The sequence below is a fragment of the Leptolyngbya sp. NK1-12 genome (assembly GCF_032598965.1).
In the GTDB taxonomy this organism is placed as follows: domain Bacteria; phylum Cyanobacteriota; class Cyanobacteriia; order Elainellales; family Elainellaceae; genus Elainella.
In genome coordinates this window covers 5,976,085-5,995,191 of sequence record NZ_CP053586.1, presented here as the reverse complement: position 1 = coordinate 5,995,191, position 19,107 = coordinate 5,976,085, and the positions used below count along the sequence as shown (strand labels likewise).

The 19,107-nt window shown below is 50.2% G+C and carries 23 protein-coding genes; 14 read left to right on the top strand and 9 right to left on the bottom strand.

Annotated elements, in window-relative coordinates; all coding sequences use genetic code 11:
* Window positions 1-436 precede the first annotated feature (436 nt).
* Complete coding sequence (locus HJG54_RS25705) at window positions 437-1,453, top strand: glycosyltransferase family 2 protein (protein ID WP_316432075.1); 1,017 nt, start codon at window positions 437-439, stop codon at window positions 1,451-1,453.
* A 22-nt stretch (window positions 1,454-1,475) separates the two neighbouring features.
* The gene (locus tag HJG54_RS25700) at window positions 1,476-2,357 is read left to right on the top strand and encodes a phytanoyl-CoA dioxygenase family protein (protein ID WP_316432074.1); all 882 of its coding nucleotides are present in this window, start codon (window positions 1,476-1,478) and stop codon (window positions 2,355-2,357) included.
* A 51-nt stretch (window positions 2,358-2,408) separates the two neighbouring features.
* Here HJG54_RS25700 and HJG54_RS25695 read toward each other — a convergent pair whose 3' ends face one another.
* Window positions 2,409-3,911: a sensor histidine kinase gene (locus tag HJG54_RS25695; RefSeq protein ID WP_316432073.1), complete on the bottom strand. Its 1,503-nt coding sequence runs from the start codon at window positions 3,909-3,911 to the stop codon at window positions 2,409-2,411.
* A 527-nt stretch (window positions 3,912-4,438) separates the two neighbouring features.
* Between HJG54_RS25695 and HJG54_RS25690 the strand changes: the two genes are divergently transcribed.
* The gene (locus HJG54_RS25690; protein ID WP_316432072.1) at window positions 4,439-4,750 is read left to right on the top strand and encodes a DUF3155 domain-containing protein; all 312 of its coding nucleotides are present in this window, start codon (window positions 4,439-4,441) and stop codon (window positions 4,748-4,750) included.
* A 306-nt stretch (window positions 4,751-5,056) separates the two neighbouring features.
* Window positions 5,057-6,034, top strand: a complete 978-nt coding sequence (gene msrP / locus HJG54_RS25685) for a protein-methionine-sulfoxide reductase catalytic subunit MsrP (protein WP_316432071.1) — start codon at window positions 5,057-5,059, stop codon at window positions 6,032-6,034.
* Between the two features lie 103 nt (window positions 6,035-6,137).
* On the opposite strand, the gene HJG54_RS25680 is transcribed toward msrP, so the two are convergent.
* Window positions 6,138-6,518, bottom strand: a complete 381-nt coding sequence (locus tag HJG54_RS25680) for a metal-sensing transcriptional repressor (protein ID WP_035999181.1) — start codon at window positions 6,516-6,518, stop codon at window positions 6,138-6,140.
* A gap of 150 nt (window positions 6,519-6,668) precedes the next feature.
* The gene (locus HJG54_RS25675) at window positions 6,669-7,979 is read right to left on the bottom strand and encodes a hypothetical protein (protein WP_316432070.1); all 1,311 of its coding nucleotides are present in this window, start codon (window positions 7,977-7,979) and stop codon (window positions 6,669-6,671) included.
* Window positions 7,980-8,235: 256 nt separating this feature from the next.
* Between HJG54_RS25675 and HJG54_RS25670 the strand changes: the two genes are divergently transcribed.
* The 7 genes from HJG54_RS25670 to HJG54_RS25640 all read left to right on the top strand — a co-directional run bounded on the left by HJG54_RS25670 (window position 8,236) and on the right by HJG54_RS25640 (window position 12,439).
* Entirely contained in the window at window positions 8,236-8,769 is a 534-nt protein-coding gene (locus HJG54_RS25670) for a DUF2808 domain-containing protein (RefSeq protein ID WP_316432069.1), read from the top strand.
* Between the two features lie 134 nt (window positions 8,770-8,903).
* Window positions 8,904-9,047: a 50S ribosomal protein L34 gene (gene rpmH, locus HJG54_RS25665; RefSeq protein ID WP_072009718.1), complete on the top strand. Its 144-nt coding sequence runs from the start codon at window positions 8,904-8,906 to the stop codon at window positions 9,045-9,047.
* A 14-nt stretch (window positions 9,048-9,061) separates the two neighbouring features.
* Complete coding sequence (gene rnpA / locus HJG54_RS25660; RefSeq protein WP_316432067.1) at window positions 9,062-9,523, top strand: ribonuclease P protein component; 462 nt, start codon at window positions 9,062-9,064, stop codon at window positions 9,521-9,523.
* Window positions 9,513-9,908 (top strand): PH domain-containing protein, encoded by a 396-nt coding sequence (locus tag HJG54_RS25655; protein ID WP_035999171.1) that lies wholly within the window; start codon window positions 9,513-9,515, stop codon window positions 9,906-9,908. Before rnpA ends, HJG54_RS25655 begins: the two co-directional genes overlap by 11 nt.
* A 173-nt stretch (window positions 9,909-10,081) precedes the next feature.
* A complete protein-coding gene (yidC, locus tag HJG54_RS25650) occupies window positions 10,082-11,377 on the top strand; it encodes a membrane protein insertase YidC (protein ID WP_316432066.1) in 1,296 nt (431 codons plus the stop codon).
* 5 nt (window positions 11,378-11,382) lie between these two features.
* Window positions 11,383-11,886, top strand: a complete 504-nt coding sequence (locus HJG54_RS25645) for a protein jag (RefSeq protein WP_035999168.1) — start codon at window positions 11,383-11,385, stop codon at window positions 11,884-11,886.
* Window positions 11,887-11,920: 34 nt separating this feature from the next.
* Window positions 11,921-12,439 (top strand): YceD family protein, encoded by a 519-nt coding sequence (locus tag HJG54_RS25640; protein ID WP_316432065.1) that lies wholly within the window; start codon window positions 11,921-11,923, stop codon window positions 12,437-12,439.
* A gap of 21 nt (window positions 12,440-12,460) precedes the next feature.
* On the opposite strand, the gene HJG54_RS25635 is transcribed toward HJG54_RS25640, so the two are convergent.
* A complete protein-coding gene (locus HJG54_RS25635) occupies window positions 12,461-13,453 on the bottom strand; it encodes an SDR family oxidoreductase (protein ID WP_316432064.1) in 993 nt (330 codons plus the stop codon).
* A gap of 291 nt (window positions 13,454-13,744) precedes the next feature.
* Between HJG54_RS25635 and HJG54_RS25630 the strand changes: the two genes are divergently transcribed.
* Window positions 13,745-14,125, top strand: coding sequence for an ArsR/SmtB family transcription factor (locus HJG54_RS25630; protein ID WP_035999160.1), 381 nt, complete (start codon window positions 13,745-13,747; stop codon window positions 14,123-14,125).
* A 3-nt stretch (window positions 14,126-14,128) separates the two neighbouring features.
* On the opposite strand, the gene HJG54_RS25625 is transcribed toward HJG54_RS25630, so the two are convergent.
* Entirely contained in the window at window positions 14,129-14,233 is a 105-nt protein-coding gene (locus tag HJG54_RS25625; protein WP_316432063.1) for a PetM family cytochrome b6-f complex subunit 7, read from the bottom strand.
* Between the two features lie 70 nt (window positions 14,234-14,303).
* Here HJG54_RS25625 and pdxA point away from each other — a divergent pair, with 70 nt between their 5' ends.
* Window positions 14,304-15,479: a 4-hydroxythreonine-4-phosphate dehydrogenase PdxA gene (gene pdxA / locus HJG54_RS25620; protein WP_316432062.1), complete on the top strand. Its 1,176-nt coding sequence runs from the start codon at window positions 14,304-14,306 to the stop codon at window positions 15,477-15,479.
* Between the two features lie 666 nt (window positions 15,480-16,145).
* Entirely contained in the window at window positions 16,146-16,367 is a 222-nt protein-coding gene (locus tag HJG54_RS25615; protein WP_035999156.1) for a DUF4327 family protein, read from the top strand.
* A 365-nt stretch (window positions 16,368-16,732) separates the two neighbouring features.
* Here the strand turns inward: HJG54_RS25615 and HJG54_RS25610 are convergent, their stop codons facing one another.
* From HJG54_RS25610 to secG, 4 genes are all read right to left on the bottom strand, one after another.
* Complete coding sequence (locus HJG54_RS25610) at window positions 16,733-17,116, bottom strand: hypothetical protein (RefSeq protein ID WP_316432061.1); 384 nt, start codon at window positions 17,114-17,116, stop codon at window positions 16,733-16,735.
* 216 nt (window positions 17,117-17,332) lie between these two features.
* Window positions 17,333-17,689, bottom strand: coding sequence for a hypothetical protein (locus tag HJG54_RS25605; RefSeq protein ID WP_316432060.1), 357 nt, complete (start codon window positions 17,687-17,689; stop codon window positions 17,333-17,335).
* 139 nt (window positions 17,690-17,828) lie between these two features.
* Window positions 17,829-18,704, bottom strand: a complete 876-nt coding sequence (locus HJG54_RS25600) for a hypothetical protein (RefSeq protein ID WP_316432059.1) — start codon at window positions 18,702-18,704, stop codon at window positions 17,829-17,831.
* Window positions 18,705-18,707: 3 nt separating this feature from the next.
* On the bottom strand, window positions 18,708-18,962 hold the full coding sequence (gene secG, locus HJG54_RS25595; protein ID WP_035999146.1) for a preprotein translocase subunit SecG: 255 nt from the start codon (window positions 18,960-18,962) through the stop codon (window positions 18,708-18,710).
* Window positions 18,963-19,107 lie beyond the last annotated feature (145 nt).

The following is a 19,107-nucleotide window of genomic DNA, read 5'->3' as shown; positions in this document are numbered from 1 at the left end:
GTGAAGACTAGTTTTCGAACGTAGTAGCTTTTTAGAGGAAGGTCTCTAGAATTAGCCAATGTTCGTTAGAATACATCTTTTCAGGAAGGAATTACAGAACTTAAATATAAAAATTTGCCGATAGATAGATGCCATAAGAAGAGAGCAGGTTTATGGCTTCTCAATATTTTCTGCTGGTGCTTCATGATTGCTTCATATAATGACTAGTAATTTGTAGAAATTTGCCGATCAAGGATGGTGAACGAGGAGTAAACTAGTAAACTTTATTAGAATTCTGGGGGCAGAAACTTAAACCATGGTCTAGATTTTTACAGATCAATTGTTTGTTTCCCGATACATTGGCTTAGTCCTGTCCTTCACCGTTATGGCTAGCTTTTATGGGACTGAGCGTGTGCCTGACTTAACATGCTGATCAATATTGGGGTGACTACCGTTCATGGAAAAACTTCTTTCAATTTGCATTCCTACCTTTAATCGCGCTCAGATGCTAGATCGGCAGCTTGCGTGGTTACTCCAAGAGGTAAACGAGCTTGGCGCAGACTGCGAAATCCTCGTGTCGGATAATTGTTCGCAGGATGAAACGCCTGCGGTAATCGAAAAATGGCAATCGGCTAGCCCCATTGTGTTTCGTACAAACCGCCATCCAGAAAATTTGGGGTGGATGCGGAACTTTGCCTACTGTCTTAATACCGCCACGGGACGCTATACCTGGATTTTGGGAGATGATGACAAGGTTGATGATGGGACAGTTGCTCTAGTCGTTTCGACGCTTAAAACTAGGCCTGATCTTTCGCTGTTTTATCTCAACTTCTGCGAGCGCAATCTTACAACAGGCTATTTCAGTCCAGAACCTTGGCTCAAGCGGGTTGAAGACAATGTCAATCTACCCGATAGCAAAGCGGTTTTTCAGAAACATATCCAAGAAAATATTGGTAGCGTGATTTTTATTAGCGCCACGATTTTTCGGACGCAGTTTGGGCGAGAAGCGTATCAGTCGTGGCCAGAGAGTTTACAGAACTGGGGTGGTTTAGCTTACTGGAACGGTTATTGTGCCACCAAAGGCAATGTTCTAGTCACCGAAAAGACCTTTGTGGAATGTACAACTGGCGTCAGCTATTGGCAAAAAGATCCAAAAGCTTGGTTTAAAATTCGCTACTTCGATATTCCTGAGATCTACAGTAAGCTCTATCAAATTGGCTATCCTCGCCAGTTGTGTCAAAAAATGATGCTACACATGGCTGAAGAGGATTTTATTAGCCGAAACATGCTGAACAACCTAAAGTATTATCTCTGGTGCTTCTGGAAAGCGCCCCGCTGGTCCAGTCGAGTTGTGGCTGCCTATATCAGCTCCTTGCTGAGCTGCACCCTGGGTAGGAATGCCGCTATAAAACTGGCAGAAGTACGAATGCCCGGATTCAGCAGCACAGCCAAAGAACTTGTAGATTCTCAGTAGCCTAATTGAGCGAGATGCAACGATGTTAGCGAATGTACAGAAAAAGCTAGAGCGCAAAGCAGCTCAAGTTGCCCAGATTCCGGCTGAAATTGCCTATTATCTCCAACTGAAACAGCATGCTCGCCACTTGCCAACACTCGATGCGGTTGGTCAGCGGGCGGTAGCTGCCTGCAAACGGGAAGGAGTATTTATCACCTCGCTGGACGAATTGGGATTTGCCTCATCAGCGGCAATGCTTCAGGCGGCCAGACATTACCTCGATGTCATGGAGAGTATCCGCCCCAAACAAACGTTCGCAGATAATCATGCCAACCAACCGCTCCAATTGCTTCCTCCCCACATTTTCACAATGACTGATCTGGCCGAGTTTGCGAACTGGGGTCAGGAATCGCGGTTGCTCAGCATGGTGGAAAACTACATTGGGCTACCCATAGCATTTCAGGGCGTACATCTGCGGCGCGACTTTGCCAATCCTTTCCCGGTAACAACCGAATTTTGGCACCAAGACCTGGAAGATCGGCGCATGCTGAAGGCAATTATTTATCTGACCGATGTAGAAGAAAAAGACGGCCCATTTGAGTACATTCCTCGCTCCGAGGTTTCGCCTTGGGTCGCCAAACGAATCCATCGCCGTGTTGGTCAAGCTTATGCAAAATCGCAGGCAATGGGCCTGACGGACGCAGAAATGGAAACTTTCGTGCCACGCTCAGCCTGGAAACGCTGTCCTGGTCCTGTCGGAACTGTGGTGTTGATGGATCCCAAAAATATCTTTCATCACGGCAAATCTCGCCGGCAAGAACGAGCATCCTTGTTCTATGTATATACAGCGGCCAACCCCCTGCGCCCCGAACACTGCACTCAGTACTGCGATGCGTCCTATGCCCGACCGGAGCCGGCACAGTAGGGGCTTGGCTGTTTCAAGGTTAGATTATTTCAGAGTTAGATTATTTCAGAGTTAGATTATTTCAGTGGGTGTTACTAGCACATCAGCCTTATCACTAGCCTCTACATCGCTGACTTCACACAGCCAAACTGCAGCGGCAGTGCCGGTAGATTTTTGGGCTGGTTCAGGCTGAGCTAGCTGACTGAAATTGGCCGGAATCAGACCACTAGCAACCGCCGGGCTAAAGATCTGAATATGACCTCCCATTTGGCTCACTAACTCTCTGGCAATGGTTAAGCCTAAGCCAGTACCGGGAATATCAGTTGTGGCCTGAATACCACGATAGTGCCGCTCAAACAAATGCTGCAAATCTTCCGGAGGAATCCCCGGACCTGTATCGGCAATCACGATGACCTGATAATACAGCGGCTGGAAACCCGACTGAGGCAATCCTGTTATGGGTGATTCGGACACAGGCTGTCGTTGCACACCAATGTAGATCTGCCCACCTGCTGGAGTGTATTTAAGGGCATTATCGAGCAGATTATTCAAAACTTCGCGCAACGCCCGCCCATCGATCAGCAGCGGGGGCAGATTGGCAGGAATTTCGCTTTGCAGGGTCAACTGCCGGTCTTGAGCAATGGCGGCTGCGGTTTCTAAAAGAGGCTGCAATACGGTAGTTATAGCCTGGGGCCGGAGGTCAATGGCGCTTCCTAGCAGCATGCGGGTTTCAGTACGCGGATCAGGCAGACGGGTTGCGGTCTCTGAAGGCAATGGCGGCTGAAATGGCGATTGTGGTTCCTGATCTGAGTGGAGCAGCGGCAGCAAATCGGTTACATCCAGATCTATGGCCGTGTCGAGTTGCTGTAGCAATTCTTGCAGTCGGTCGCTCTCTCGCACAATACTTTCAGCCACAGAGCGATTCGTGTCGCCGGGGCGGAGCCGTTTCAGTAATAGTTTGCCAAAGGTTCTGACGGCAGTGAGGGGATTGCGGAACTGGTGGAGCAAATCATCAAACAAATCGGTTTTTTGCTCTTCTAGCAACTGCTGCTGCTGTAGATCCTGGGCTAGCCAACGAGACCGCCACTCTAAGATGCAGGCTGCTGTCAAGGTTTGAGCCACATGTTCGATCTGAGCCTGCTCTACCTCATTCCAAGCCCGATCAGCCCGAGCCGTCACCAGCAGGCCCATAACGCGCTCTTGATAGATCAGCGGCAAAACCATTTGCTGCTTGGGCAGCAACCCATCTGAGATTCGGTAAGGTGAAGCAGGCGACACCTGAGCCAGTAAAGCTTGAGTCTGGTTAGCATCGGTTTGAGAGTCTATGCCTGAGTCGGCTGCCAGCAAGCGTCGGGGGTACAGATTGGCTCCCACTTGCGCTAGAAACGACAGGATTTGCTCTTCGCCCCAGTTCAGCGCTACTTCTGGATGGGCTACAAACGGAATCAGCTGAGTATCGGGCGAAGTAGTCAGCTCTTCGGTTAAGTAGACAATACTTAATGCAGCTCCCATCCCCTGCGTCAGGAGGGCGACTTGCGATTGACAGAGTTTGAAGAATTCTGTACTGGTGGGCATGATTGCGCTACTCTTACACCTGCTTGCCTTGACACTGGTCGCCTACTTCCCACACGGTGCTGCCATTGGCCAAGCTTTCTCCCGAGTGTCCCAAGCTTTCATCCACAGCAGAACCAAAAATTAGCAAAACTAATTAAGCTCAATCAATAAGCTCAACAACCCTGTCCAAGCCGATGAATCCAGGCCGCTTTAGCCATGCTTTCACCATGAAAAGCTGCCTTCCGCCAGCACTGCATCTGAGAATGAGAAGCAAACCTGTTTAAAAATTTTAATTGAGCGGCCCAATTTATTGCGAAGTTTGTGCCTTAACCAACCATAACCCTGAGTGCCTGACCTAAAACGAAGAAAAACCTGAGGGGAGCTACAGATTTGCTTTAGATTTTGTATCAATAGTTTAAAGGAAGTTGAAATTCTATTCTCAACCCGATATACTTTGCACGGTCTTAGTATTTTGTAACTAGAGTTACATTAACGATAGTTACGACAAATCGTCAAGGAGCAATCACTTAAGAGAGGAGGTAGAGAGTTTGGCAAGAAGACGCAAACGCAAAAGTCGTCGTCGGTTGGAGGGACGCCGCATCCTAGAATTGGTGCCTCAGTATAGCATTGAGAGTGGCGAAGATAAGCCCGTCACTGCTGCTCGGAAGTTCATTCAGGCTGAAGGTATTTTGCCGCCAGCCCTGCTGTTGGTCAAGCGCAACGAGCACACCACAGATCGATACTTCTGGGCAGAGAAAGGTCTCTTCGGTGCTCAATATGTTGAGGAAAATCATTTCCTGTTCCCCAGTCTGCGAATGACAGAGGATGAGGCAGAAGGTCTAGTAGCTTCCAGTCGTTAGTCCAGGTTGAACCAGGTTCTGAGTCTGATAGAGTGGTGTTCTCCCCAACCCTCCTTGTGCTTCCCAAGCTAAATCGCTTTAGCTAAAGCAATTTGTAAAGTTTTGGGATTTAAGGTGCGGACAAGGTTCTTACAGTTCACGGGACGATTGAATGGTTGGAAATTAGCGAGACCTCAGCATTCGCTAAACCACCCTACAACTAAATACAGCAGCGGGGCGGGGTTGATTGGATCTCGTCCCGTTGCTGTATTTGTGCTTGCTTCTGCCGTTATATTAAGAAATTGATACATAAATTTCTGTGCTTCTATGCCCTTTATTCATATTCCTCAACCATGGCAGTTGCCGGAACGGCAGGTTACTTCAGAGGCGGCCTTCTTTAATCGGCGACGGTTTCTTCGCACTCTAGTTGGTGCTGGAATTGCCGGGGCGGCCTTGCCGCTGATTGGCTGTCAAAGGCAGAGCAGAGTGGATGCACCGACATTTGATACAAATCCTCTCAGCGCAACTCCCAACCCCACTTTTTCTCAGGTAGATCGGCCCACCACGAATGAGCAACTGGCAGCAACCTACAATAACTTCTACGAATTTGGCGGCACCAAACAAATCTGGCAAAATGCTCAGGCGTTGCCTACCGAAGATTGGAAGGTCGAAGTCACAGGTTTGGTCAACCAGCCGCGTACATTTGATTTGGAGACGCTACAACGAGAATTTCCGCTAGAAGAACGCCTCTATCGGTTCCGTTGTGTAGAAGCCTGGGCTATGGTGGTTCCCTGGATTGGGTTTCCAATGAATGCGATCTTGAAAGCGGTTGACCCTAAAGCTAACGCTAAGTTTGTACACTTCACGTCCTATTACGACCGCAGAATTATGAAAGGCCCAACTTTTCCCCCCAGCCAATTTCTGCCGTTTCCCTACACCGAAGGGCTACGGATTGAAGAAATGGCAAACGATTTGGCCTTTTTTGCAGTCGGGGTTTACGGGCATACCTTGCCCAAACAGCATGGTGCCCCAGTTCGAGCCGTAATTCCCTGGAAGTATGGCTTTAAGGGAGCCAAATCCATCGTTAAGATCGAGTTTGTTGAAACTCAACCTGCCACGTTTTGGAATACTATCAGTCCGGGTGAGTACAAGTTTGAATCAAACGTTGATCCAGAGGTTTCCCACCCTCGCTGGTCCCAGGCCAAAGAGCGGCTGATTGGTCCCAATTCAGAGTTTGACTGGGAGGAGGTGCCAACTTTGAAATACAACGGCTATGGTGAGTTTGTTGCATCGCTCTATGCCTAGCCTCGTTTGCACCTTTTGTACCTCACATGCCTATTGCAATTTGGGCTGCGTTGGCTCTTTGATGATTCCAAGGATAGAAAGGTAAACCGTTGGGGTGAAAACGTCAGGGTAAAAAGCGATCGAGAGCAGATTTAAGTTCTTCAATTTCGGCTTCGATGTTGCCTTGCTTAGCGGCACGGGCAATGCACTCGGTTAAGTGTTCATCCAAAATAATCCGAGAGACGCGATCGAGAGCGCCCCGAACTGCCGCAATTTGTACCAGCACATCCGGACAGGAACGGCTTTCTTGCACCATCATCTTAATGCCGCGAATATGGCCCTCAATCCGCGACAGCCGATTCACAATTCGCCGCAATGATTCCTCGCTGTGAACATGGGGATGGTTGGAATGCTCATCAGCGTGAGGCAGCACATCATCCCCATGAAGCTGGCCGGGATGGCTGTGCCCAATCGATTGAGAGCGAGAGAGTTCAGAGGCTGTCATTAGCAGTTCACAGAAACGATGTTTCTAAATCTTAGCCCAGCCCCAACCCATCCGTTGGCCGCGAGTTGATTGCCGCGAGTTGATTGCCGCGATTGGGCTTTACATCGAGAATTCTCGATGGATGCTTTCTTGTCGCAGTTCACCAGCCCTTTACTGCTTCACGGGCGGATTTTGGGTTGGTAGATCGGGAAGGGGAGGTGGAGCTGCTTCAGGAATTGGTAATTCGGTCGCCGCAGGAGGTGCCAATTCTGGTGCAGCCACAGGCGGCGGAGCTGGTTCAAGGGGGGCTGCAGGAACAGGATTGATCGGGGGTAACAGATCGGGTGATGCGGTCGTCGCTCTACTGGGTGGGGCTACAGGAGGCACAATCGGTTTGAGGGGCGTTTCCAGCTCATTAGGGGTCGTAGCTTTGACTGTAGGTTGACTACTTGGTAATGGCAAAGCAGGCTGCTGGATTGGGGGTTCTGGCAATGGTTGCAATGGGGGCTGCGAATAGTCTTCAAATTCGGGGCTGACGCGATAAACCGGATCTTCGATGGGTGTAGGGTCGGAAGTGAATAGCGGTGTCTCCGAAATTGGCCAATTTGCCTCTGCTGGAAAGTTCTGCTCGCGATTAAACAACAACCGATGCGGTACTTTGGGCTGCTTCTCTGCCTGAGATTGTGAAGCAGGAGCAAGCCGCAGCGACAAACCCATCCCGGCTCCCACTAAGCCACCCAGCATACACATAGAAACTAATGCAATCGGCATCCAAGCTTTGGGACGGCGCAGTTGAGTCAGTGTTATTGGAGAAGGGGTAATTGGGGATGGCACGGCAGATGGAGTGACGGGCTGGGTGGGGTGGGTGGCTGAAGTAACTGCAGCTGGATTTAGAGCAACCAGATTATCTAATCCGACTGGGTCTGGCGTGATGGTCTTGGATTCCGGTGCGATTGTATCGGCAGAAGGGGTAGCGGCTCGAACCAAAACCGGCGCAGGAGGCTGAGTTTTTTCCACTGCAGTTGATGGCTTTGAGGTCAGAGTAGATGGGTCTGCGACGTTGACTGCTACCTCTGCTGTTGCCGATTGATTGGCCAATTGATTGGGAAATTGTGCAAGAGCTTGCTCGATGGCACTAGGATTCACGGTTGGTAAGATTGGAAACCAGTCCAGCAACTGTGGAGGAACCTGTCCTGGTTTAAGTTCAAACACCACATACGGCATCTCGTCTTCTTCAAAGCAATCCAAAACACGCCCTTGATCAAGTTGCTGGGCCAGGGACCGGACCTTGCTGAGAAACTGCTGCCGCAATTCAGCCAAATCTTGCCGCTGCCGCAAGCTGGGATTGAGGGTTTGCAGCACCACAGGCCGTTCCAGATAGGCGTGCTGGGCCTGATACGTGACGCTGAAGTCACTCTGATGTAAGACCGTCTGAATAACGTACTTGCGGTTTTGTAGCGTTGTGCCAGGGGTCAAGCTCATATCAAGCGATTGTGACAAAATAGTTCTCACTCATGGTACCAGCCTTTAGAAAAGGTAGGCTGAAACTTAATCCACTCCCTCTTTTTCCCTAGTTCTCCCACTGGGCACCTTCCCGGCTTAAATTCGTCGTATCATGTCGTATCTGTCGCTGCGCCACTTCTTTAACAGGTCTTCAGGTAATTTTGCTAAAGTCATTAGTTGTGGTGTTAGCAGCGCCCTTCAACTGTTGTGAGGCATCTCTAAGAGTACTTAATATATGGCACGGAAATATACGCTTCGTCTGCTTTCAGCTCTGGCGATTTCAGGTTGTTTGGTCACTAGCTTGGCATCCATTGGTTTGACTCAAGGACTGCCCGGTTTCACCATTTTTAGCGGCGTTGAGCGGGAAAACCAGTTAAGTTGGCGCATGGATTTTGACGGTGAGCCTGGTGTGCGAGACCGCTACCGTCTGCGGATTCCGGCAAAAAAAATGGAGCTTGCTGTTGAACAATTCTCTATTACTTATCCCGACACCTACCGTGGCCGATTTGATCCAAATGCGGTGGAAGTGAGGGCCAACGGGGATGAGATTCCTCTGGATGAAGTGACCTGGGATCCTGAAAATCGCGTGATTGAGATTTATCCCCAGTCGCCGGTACCGGCGGATACGCGCGTTGAAATTGTCCTGTCGAATGTCCGTAACCCGAATCGAATTGGTATGCACTACTTCAATGCACTAGTGCGTTCTCCGGGTGATTTGCCAATGATGCGGTATGTTGGCACCTGGATTTTGTCCATTAGCCGCAGATAGGGATGCGCTGTAGGGTTATTGCTAGAAACCCCCAATTATTTTGCAAAACCAAGCTCCCGCAGCAATCTGGCGAAAACCTGAGGGCAGAATGCTATGATGATAGACTGTGGCTTTTTGAGTGGAGTTAAATACCTATGACCAAGCGGACTTTGGAGGGAACAAGCCGTAAGCGCAGAAGAACCTCTGGTTTTCGAGCCAGAATGCGCACTAAAAACGGTCAGCGTGTGATCAAGGCACGGCGGCGCAAGGGGCGGGCACGGCTCTCTGTTTCCGGCTAGGGTCTGGGCTAGCGGTGGCTCTGCCTAAAGCTCATCGACTCCGACATCGGCAAGATTTTTCAGCGGTCTATCAAGCTGGCTCGCGTCAGTCTGGTCCCCATTTGACGTTGAGGGCATTGCGTAAACGCAGATCTGTGAGGCTAGAAAGGCTGGAACTGTCAGCTCGGTCCGATCTGGATCAATTTGATCAATCAGATCGGAATGGCAAAGAGCAAACGCAGAGGCAGGAACAGCAAGCTATTCCGCCGACCCAAATTGGTATTTCCATCAGTCAAAAAGTGAGTAAACGAGCCGTGGTCCGAAATCGAATTAAGCGACAGCTTCGGGCTATTGTGCAGCAGTTTCTTCCCCAGATCTCGCCGGGATGGCAGTTGGTAATCGTGGTAAAGCCAAATGCGGCCGAGTGCGGTTATGAACAATTTCTGCAAGAATTAAAGCAGTTATTGATCAGCGCCGAGGTTATCAATGGGCATTAAGGAAGAGGTTTACTATGAAGGCGGTCCTCATATTGGGGATTTAATCATTAACATATTGCTGGGATTTACGGTAATTTGTCTGCCGCTCACTATTGGTGCGATTGTGCGAGCACTCTGGTTGCGCTACCGGATTACGGACCGGCGTATCTCGATTACTGGCGGTTGGATGGGGCGTGATCGCTCAGATGTAATCTATTCCGAAATCACCAAGGTTGTCACGGTTCCACGCGGGTTGGGCGGTTGGGGCGATATGGTGATTACCCTGAAAGACGGCAGTCGCCTAGAGCTGCGTGCCCTACCCAAGTTTCGTGAGATCTACGAATACATTAATCAGAAGCTGTCGCCGAGGGCGCAAAAAGCCAGTGGGGCGCTTGGCAGTAAGTGAAGCAGTGAGTCAAGCTACCACTGCAACAGACCCGTGCTAGTAGGATAGAGTAGGTAGTTGGCAACTCGCTGAGCAAGTATTGAGTAAATATTGAGCAAGTAGTTGGCGGCAGCTATAGCGCGTCAGTTGGCACAATAGGTTGGGAAAACAGAGTACGTAGGTAGACACAACGCATGGATTTTGGCGTCGGATTTCTCTCTAACAATGTAATGCTGCCGATCCTGGATTTCTTCTACGGGATTGTGCCAAGCTATGGTCTTGCCATCGTCGCTCTGACCTTAGTGATTCGATTTGCGCTCTATCCGCTCAGTGCGGGTTCGATTCGCAGTATGCGGCGGATGCGGGTGGCTCAACCCGTGATGCAAAAGCGCGTCAAGGAACTTCAAGAGCGCTACAAGGACGATCCTGCCAAGCAGCAGGAAGAAATGAGCAAAGTCTATAAGGAATTTGGCAACCCGCTAGCTGGGTGTTTCCCAGTTCTAGTGCAGATGCCAGTCCTGTTTGCTCTATTCGCCACCTTGCGAGGCTCGCCGTTCTCGGATGTAAACTACAACGTGAATGTTCAGATTTTGCCGCGCGAGCAGATCGAACAGATCCAACCTCAGGCTTTTGTCACGAACCCGCAGAATATCTACGTCGCCGATGGAGTTCATGCTCCAGTCATCGCCGTGATTCCAGGCGGCAATCGACTAACAGTGGGCGAGAAGACCAACATTATGTTTCAAACTGCGACCGGTGAGCCGCTATCTGATTTGTTGGCTGAGTATCCTGAGACCGATCTCCAGCCTCATTGGAAGGTAACTAAGGGGCAGGAGCTAGTACGGTTCGATGAGGATGGCAACCTGGAAGCGCTCAGTCCTGGTGAAGTGACGCTGCAAGGTACGATTCCTGGATTAGCAGCTAATAAAGGCTTCCTGTTCATCAAAGCCCTGGGACGAGTGGGAGCGTTTGGAGAAGATGGCAGCATCAATTGGGATATTTTGGGCATGGTGCTGTTTTTTGGCGTCAGCCTCTACGTCAACCAACTGCTTTCGGGGCAAGGGCCAAACTCTAATGCCAATCCGCAGCAGGCAGCAGTGAACCGCTTCACACCCATCATCTTCTCAGGCATGTTTCTGTTCTTTCCCCTGCCGGCAGGTGTGTTGATGTATATGGTGATCGCCAACGTCTTCCAAACCCTGCAAACCTACATCCTCTCCAAAGAACCCCTGCCGGAAAACCTGCAAAAGATTGTGGATGAGGAGGAGAAAAAGCAGGAAGGACGAGAGGCACTTCCCTTTGAGCCAGTTAAGACGAAGAAGGATGAAGCGGCTGCGGAGGCTAAGCCAGCAGCAAAGCCGGAGGCTAAGGCTAAACCTGAAACCAAGCCAGCGCCTAAAGCGGCTAAGCAAACACCAAAGCAAAATGCGAAGCAAACGCCGAAGCAATCTACGCCCAAGAATACCAGCAGTACCAAAAAGAAAGGCTAACGCGGATGGATGACCAGCAGATTCAACGAGGCAAGCATTGGTTAGAAGAAATGCTGCAACTCTCAGGCTTGCCAGCCACGGTTCAGCCCGATCTGGAACGCACCGGTGCCGAAGGAAGCTGCTGGTTGACCATAGATGATGCTACCCTGACCCACGAGCAAACCCAAATTCTGATCGGGGAGGAGGGAAATGTGCTCGATGCTGTGCAGTATCTGGCCAATACAATTCTCAATATTGGGCGGGGGGAAGACCTCCAGACTGCTTATACCATCGAGTTGGCAGGCTATCGGGTGCAGCGGCAGATCGAGTTGCAGCAATTGGCCGAAGCTGCCGTCCAGCATGTGCGAGAAACGGGTGAAGAATACGAAATGGCCGCGCTGTCAGCTGCCGAGAGACGGCAGGTACATACCTATCTCAAGGCAACCTACGGTGATTTAGAAACCTATAGCCGTGGCAAAGAACCCGATCGACGCTTGGTCGTACGGCTAGCAGAAAGTGAAATAACGTAGCTCAAGTTCAAATTGCATAGGAGGAGCGCTCATCATGGAAGCCATTTACATTCCACAGCTAGTGAGAGCGCCGGAGCAAACCGAACAAATCGAAGTCAACAGCTATTTGCCCGATCTAGATACCTTGACCCCGGTTCAAGGGCAGGTGCGTGTTACCCACCGAGGTAATTATCTAGAAGTTGCCGGCCAGGCCGAAGCTATCGTTACCCTGACTTGCGACCGCTGTTTGCAACAATATAACCACCGGATCAAAGTCAACATATCGGAACTGATCTGGCTGCAAAAGCAAGAGGATGATCCAGATGCAGATCTACTGGAACGGGAAGTGGCGTTTGAAGACTTGGTGGAAACACTAGACCCGGATGGCTATTTTCAGCCCCTAATCTGGCTTTACGAGCAGCTTTGTCTAGAGATGCCACCCCGGCAACTGTGTGATGTCAACTGTGCGGGTATTCAAGTCAACACCGCAACTGAAGCGGAGACTGAGCAACCCACCCGCATCGATCACCGCTGGGCATCGTTGCAATCGCTGCGAGAGCACTTGCAGAATTAGCTTGTTCTAACTTCTCTGGCGCTACTTCTTAGCTGCTGACTTGAACGGGCTGCGCTTCTTGCGAGCCTTTTCCTTCGCCTTCTCACGCTCGTACTCTAGCTCCTTCAGCTTCTTCATGATGCGACTGAAGTAGTCCTGCATGTAATCTTCCAGCGTCGTAATTTCTGCAGGCTCAATGCTAAATACAGCATAGGTTTCATCCATGTTGGCTGTTAGCGGCTTACCCGAAGCAATCACGGCTGTAAATGCTAGCCGGTCAGCGAGGTTCCATCCCCACTGGAAAAAGCGAGCTGTCTTCTGTACGGCTTGCAGCAACCCAATTGGCATGCGCGAAATTTTGGCCTCCCGTCCCGATAGGCGTTCGCAGAGGCGGATAATCTCGTAGGCTCCCCAAGCCTTTGGTCCCACCACCGGAAAACTGCGGTTAATGGTTTCCGGCTTCTGCAAAGCTGCAATCGTGAAGCGAGCGATGTCTTGAGTATCCATATAGGCAATTGGCGAACTGTTGCCCATTACCCAGACCGCCTGCTTCTCCAGAATTGGAATCGCGTACTGACTGATCAGCCCCTGCATAAAACCACAAGGCCGCAAAATCGTGTAATTTAGCCCCGACTCGGTCAGAAACTGTTCAGTACAGCGTTTGATTTCCATCAGCGGCACCTCTGGATAGTTCTCACAGTCCAGAATTGAGAAGAAAATGAAGCGCTCCACTCCGGCAGTTTTGGCGGCTTGGATCAGCGCAACTTTGCCATCCCAATCGACTTGCTGAATGCTGAGGGAATCAGTGGGGCGGGTCGTGGCTGCATCGATCACTGCCGTAACTTCAGCTAAAGCTGGGGGTAAGGTTTCTGGCTCGCACAGATCACCCTGGACTAATTCAGCCCCCCACTCCTTCAAGAAGGCTGCTTTTTTCATACTGCGCACCAGGCATCGCACCTTATATCCCTCATCCAGGGCGCGGCGGGTGATTTGCCTTCCCAAAGTCCCAGTGGCACCGACAATTAATAGATTCATGAGGGATTCCGTAACGATTTATTAATTTTCTTAGTTTAAGATATACCAAAACTGATCCTAGAGGAAAGGGATTCAGTGCCCAGCTTTGTCAAAAATTTCAAACCAGAGGCAATCCAAACTTTACCCCTGCTAAAACTGTTACGCTAAGGGTAATCTAGCTGAACCATTGTTCGAGTTTAGCGAATCTCTAGAAGGTTGCGTTTGCTGTTACCCTGAGGTGTTTGCAACTTACGGCTGCCCTTGCAATGCGACAACACTTCTACTGTGATGGACTTGTAATGGACTTTTCCTATGGACTCTGCTTCGATCCCAACCGCTCCCAACTGCGAAGTGCAACACCCAGTGAATTTGCAACATGTTCGCCAATTGCACCGAGAAATTCTCAGCACCGAGAAAGCTCAACGCATGGCGGAGTTTTTTAGCCTGTTGGGAGATGCCAATCGTCTACGAATTCTGTCGGCGCTGGCAGAGCAGGAGTTGTGTGTTTGCGATTTAGCTGCCGTTGTCAAAATGACGGAATCAGCCGTTTCCCATCAACTCCGAACTCTGCGGGCCATGCGGCTAGTCACTTATCGCAAGCAAGGACGCAATGTCTTCTACTACTTGAAGGACAGCCATGTGTTGACGCTCTACCGCGAGGTGGCCGAGCACCTCGATGAGCCAGAAGATTAGCGCTTACTCTTCTCCACCCTGAAGCCGCAGCATTAGAAAGCCCAAGGCCAACCCAATCAGGATCGGGATAGCCGATAGAAGGGCCGTGTTAAAAATCTCGCCACCCATTGCCTTTACTCTCCTCAAAAACTAGATGTAGACAGCAAAATTTACAATCTTTAGAAGATCTTAAAGCAGTTTGGCGGCCAATCTGAATCAAATTGCGGCCCATCATTTGGATTTCATGGCGATCTCTCCCCATTCCCCTTCTACTTCCCAAACCCAGTGCAAACCTCGACTGGCGATTGCGCTCGGTGACCCAGCCGGAATTGGCCCTGAAGTGGTTTTGAAGACCCTTGCTGACCCAACCATTCCAGATTGCTGTGAGATTACGATTGTTGGCAATCGGGATCTGCTCTGGCAAGCATACCGGGATTTACAGCTGCAAATTCAACTGTCTGCTCAACCGCCACAAAGCACATTGGTTCAACTTGCCCATCCAGATAGCTTGTCAATTCTGGACGTGGAGCTGCCCCTCTCGGTCCGGGAGCAAATTCGGTTGGGCGTAGGGAATGCAGCCAGTGGAGCCGCCAGCTTTTGCTTCCTGGAAACGGCAATTGCCCAAACCTTGCGAGGAAATTTTGCTGGGATTGTCACTGCTCCAATCGCTAAATCGGCCTGGAAGGCTGCCGGTCATCTGTATCCGGGGCAAACTGAGCTGTTGGCTGAACGAGCTGGCAGAGAGCGATTTGGCATGCTGTTTGTGGCCCATTCTCCCCATACTGATTGGACGCTACGCGCCCTCCTCGCCACGACCCACATTCCCCTGCGGCAGGTGCCCGACACCCTAACCCCTGCTTTGATGACGCAGAAGCTAGAGCTATTGATTCAAGCATTGCAGCAAGACTTTGGCTTGAGGCATCCCCGGATTGCAATTGCCGGCCTCAATCCCCATAGCGGAGAACAAGGCCAACTCGGGCAGGAGGAGCAAACCTGGCTGATTCCCTGGTTAGAGGAGATGGCGGCTCAATTTCCCCAGGTTCACCTGCGAGGTCCGGTTCCTCCCGATACTCTGTGGGTTCGCCCAGCCCAAGCCTGGTACGGGCATAGCAGCAGCAGCTCAGCAGACGCCAATCTCGGTGAGGATGCTTATCTAGCGCTCTATCATGACCAAGGCTTGATTCCCGTCAAGCTAATGGCGTTCGACCGGGCTGTGAATACCACGATTGGCTTGCCGTTTATTCGCACTTCGCCTGACCACGGTACCGCATTTGATATTGCCGGACAGGGGATTGCTCAAGCGGACAGCTTCAAAGCAGCAATTCAAGTGGCAATCGAGATCGGCCAAAAACGTCAGGCAGCGGTTGCCATTTAACTAAACCCGCAGGTTTTGCAATCAATATTAATAGAAGACTAAGAAAAGCCTAAGAAAGCTTGAGAAAGCATAAAAATGATTTTGAGGCTAATATGCCGAAACCTCTGCATTTTAGGCTAATTAGGGAGGATAAGCTCAAGTGTAGGTGCTTTAGGGCTGGCTTATATTCAATCCAGGATGAGATGACTCAGAGGTAAAGGATGGATCAGCTGCCGCCCACTGCTTTGTTTGTTTATTTACGATATTGCGACATGGAATGCCAGGTTTTGGCTGCATTTCCTAGCTTAGGTGGATCTCATCGTGCATCTAGCTTAGGTAGAAGTTTGAGTACGATCCCAATGTGTTCCTAACGGTACTACCCTGTTTTTGTTCGTCTTCTGGCGATGTTCTAACCACTCTTGGCTCAGTATTGCAGCTTCGGCATCTCTGCAGCACAGCCCCAATATTTCGTCAAGATTTGCTGACCTTCGTAATCTTTATTAATATGATCAGTAGAGCGTTAGCGTGAAAATAGAAATCATTCAGTATACCTGATTACAAAGACGATTTCTCAGTTTAACTTTGTGCTACTTCGCCGAATTTGGATTCGAGCTGTCATGCTCTTCTCTACTTTCTCCGCCTATTTGGGCATAAACGAACCATAATCCAGTTTCCAGAGGGTGAATCATGATTCAATCTGTTCAGTATTCAATGAACCTACTGCAAGATGAAGCACGGCAATTGGTACAAAAGGGGGTTGTTAGCCGTCACCAGCCGATTTATGTCCTCTGTCAATATATTCCCGCTCGTGAGTGGGCCGGGATCGAGTGTGTTCTAGAAGATCACGATTTTCTGCTGCGCGATCGAATTGGCGATTTGTTGGGCCGGGAAGACTGGGAAAATGATTGAATGATTGATCGTTTTAATCAAACAAATCTATTTTGCTTAATAGACGAACTCAATCGGCAATTGTAAACACCCTCAGTTAGCACAATGCTCTGCATAATTTGCTCAAATTTAGAGATCCATAGATTGTGATCTAAGTTTGAGCTGCGGCGCTTTTGCCACATAAATCAGCATCTACGAGTAGATAGCCAGGTGTTTTTCAAAATCCTAGGGGCACTAGAGAAACACCTGATTTTTCTTGTCTTTTAAATAAAGTCACCCCGCCGCTTGCGGTGAGGTATTACGGTTCACATGATCGAATACGAATGCCCCAAGCGGCGGGGAATCTAACCCCAAATAGATTGAATTGAATAAAATGAACGGCGGCTTCAGGAATTATCTTGGTCGCGCAGCCGCTCAATTTCAGCACGAATTGCCGCAATTTGGGCCGTTAGTTCCTGTAAGTCTTGCTGCACATCCGGAGAGACTGACTCTCTAGGCAAGGACGGTATGGGCGACGGGGGAGCCGTCTGACCCGCGGACGGGTTGGTCTCTCTTCTCCAGAGGGTATCCACAAAGTTGCGGGCTTCCTGTTCGGTGGAAATGCCTTTCGTCTCCCATTCTTCCGCCAACTGGCTAAGCTCGGTTGTCAACTTGTCCAAGTTGGCTTCTCGACGTTGAGGATCTTGCAAGGCTTCAACCAGAGTTGCTGTGGCCCCAAGCGTGACCCGAAATCCCTTTTGGATTAGCTGAGTTAAGGTATCAGAATTCATGGCGCTCAACAGAATGAATGGGCAGTAGTATGAGTTTTGAGTGCTCGGTTTAAGTTCTTTATATTAACTGCAAGTTTGTGAGTTAGGGCGAGAGCTGGCTTGCCAGCTTTTCTCTGATAGTAATTCTTTGATGGTAAATGGTAATGGCAGCAAACTCAGTGCTTATCTAAGCAGATTGAGACCAAGTTTGTCAGCTTACCGCAGCTTGATATTCCCTTAGCCATATTGTTCCAAAAACTGATTCACGTCCTCGATCAGTCGGGTGAGTTCTGCCTCGGTATTGAGGCGAATGCGTTCATCTCTCAGCGTAATCAGCACCTTGGCTGCAAAGGGACTCGACCAGATATTGGGATTACAAAAAATCTCTAAAAATACCTCTCCGGTGTACCGATACTCCATCGGTTCCTGGGGTTGGGGTTTACCGCCTGTCTGCGTTGCGTTTACCTTCAGCCGATTCATTAATGTGTCAATTGCCTGCTTCAGGTTGGTGGCTGCATCAGGGCTGAAACTGAAGGATACGGAACCCTCTGACAGGTTGAGCCGCAGTTGGGGCGAGGATAGGGGAGAAGGCATAGGCTTAAACCGTTCATGGAAGATATGTGGCCGATAGCTTCCATCCTACCGAGGATCAGGAATTGGTCGTTACCTAGTTTGGCCCTAGTTTGATTTGCTCATTTGATTTGCTCATTTGATTTGCTAAGTAGCGTGCTGGCTAGCGTAGTTTCCATCCCAAGCGAGTGGGTTGTTCATAGATACGCTTGAGAGTGTTGATGTCGCGGTGGGAAATGGCCGGTGAGTGGCGCACTTGGGAAAAGTAGAGAGCGTCAGTTGGCAGCGGACTGTGGCCCCAAATTCCTAGCGCATGGCCGAGTTCATGACGAGCGGTAGCCAGGATATAGGACGAGGTTTGATTCGGGCTGAGGTGAATCGTATAGCGATGGGACAGGATAGACTGAGGAGCGCTGACAAAAATTTCGTAGCGGGTTTCTGCGGCACGCACCCTAGGCAAACGGTCAATCAGCGGTTGGTTCGGTTCGGTCTGGGGCGCTAACGGTTGCAGTGGTGGCGCAGCACGCCAGATTGAGATATCAGCCGTTGCGGAATCAGGCGTTATGGTTAACGGCAAATAGACGGCCCATTCCTGAAGCGCTTGCTGAACTGCCTCGGACCACGCTTGGGTGCGGCCAGTGGTATCGGCAGCATCAGGCGGTTGAATATAGACTCGAACTGGAAAAGTAGACCAAACCAGATAGCCAGCCGTCGTCGGTTCTATGGCATCAAAATAGTCCCCTTGCTGCTCTGAATCCTGCCATTGCGCTAGGAAAGGGGGCAAGGGATGAACGGCCGGTGGAGGAAGCTGGGTCGCTGGCTCTGCAGAGAAATTAGCAGTAGAGAAACTAGTAGATACGAAATTGGTTGATAGGTTGGCTGGAGCAGATTTTCCAGGTGCACTCCAGCCTAGGATCAGCGCCAACCAGAGGGCACATAGCCAGCCCAACGCGAATTTCAGAGCAGAAGTGCAAGACAGACGAATAGATAAGCAAAAAATAGGCTGCCGTTCCAGCAACCTACATAGCGGTCGAAGCATGGTTTAGCTAGCCGGAGGAGGGGGCGGTGCGTTGAGCCATCCTGCACTCAAAACGACCGTTAACCCCATGAAGATGGCTGTTAGAGTCCAAGTGACGCGATTAAGCGTTGTTTCAGCGCTCTTGGTGCTAGTGAAAAGCTGCGCCTGACCGCCCAAGCCACCCAAACCGTCTCCCTTTGGGCTGTGAAGCAATACAAGCACAATCAGCCCAACTCCGGCAATCGCCCAGAGAATCGTCACAATGCCAGTCACTGTCATAATCAGAAATCCCAATCCAAAGCATGCAGTTCGGCTCAGGTTGCCTGCTGCAAGCCGCAAGCGCTCGCAACAGTTACAACAAACAGTTACAACAAACTGAGTCCTACCGATCTTATCCTATCCCTTCTCTTTGTACGCTAGTTCT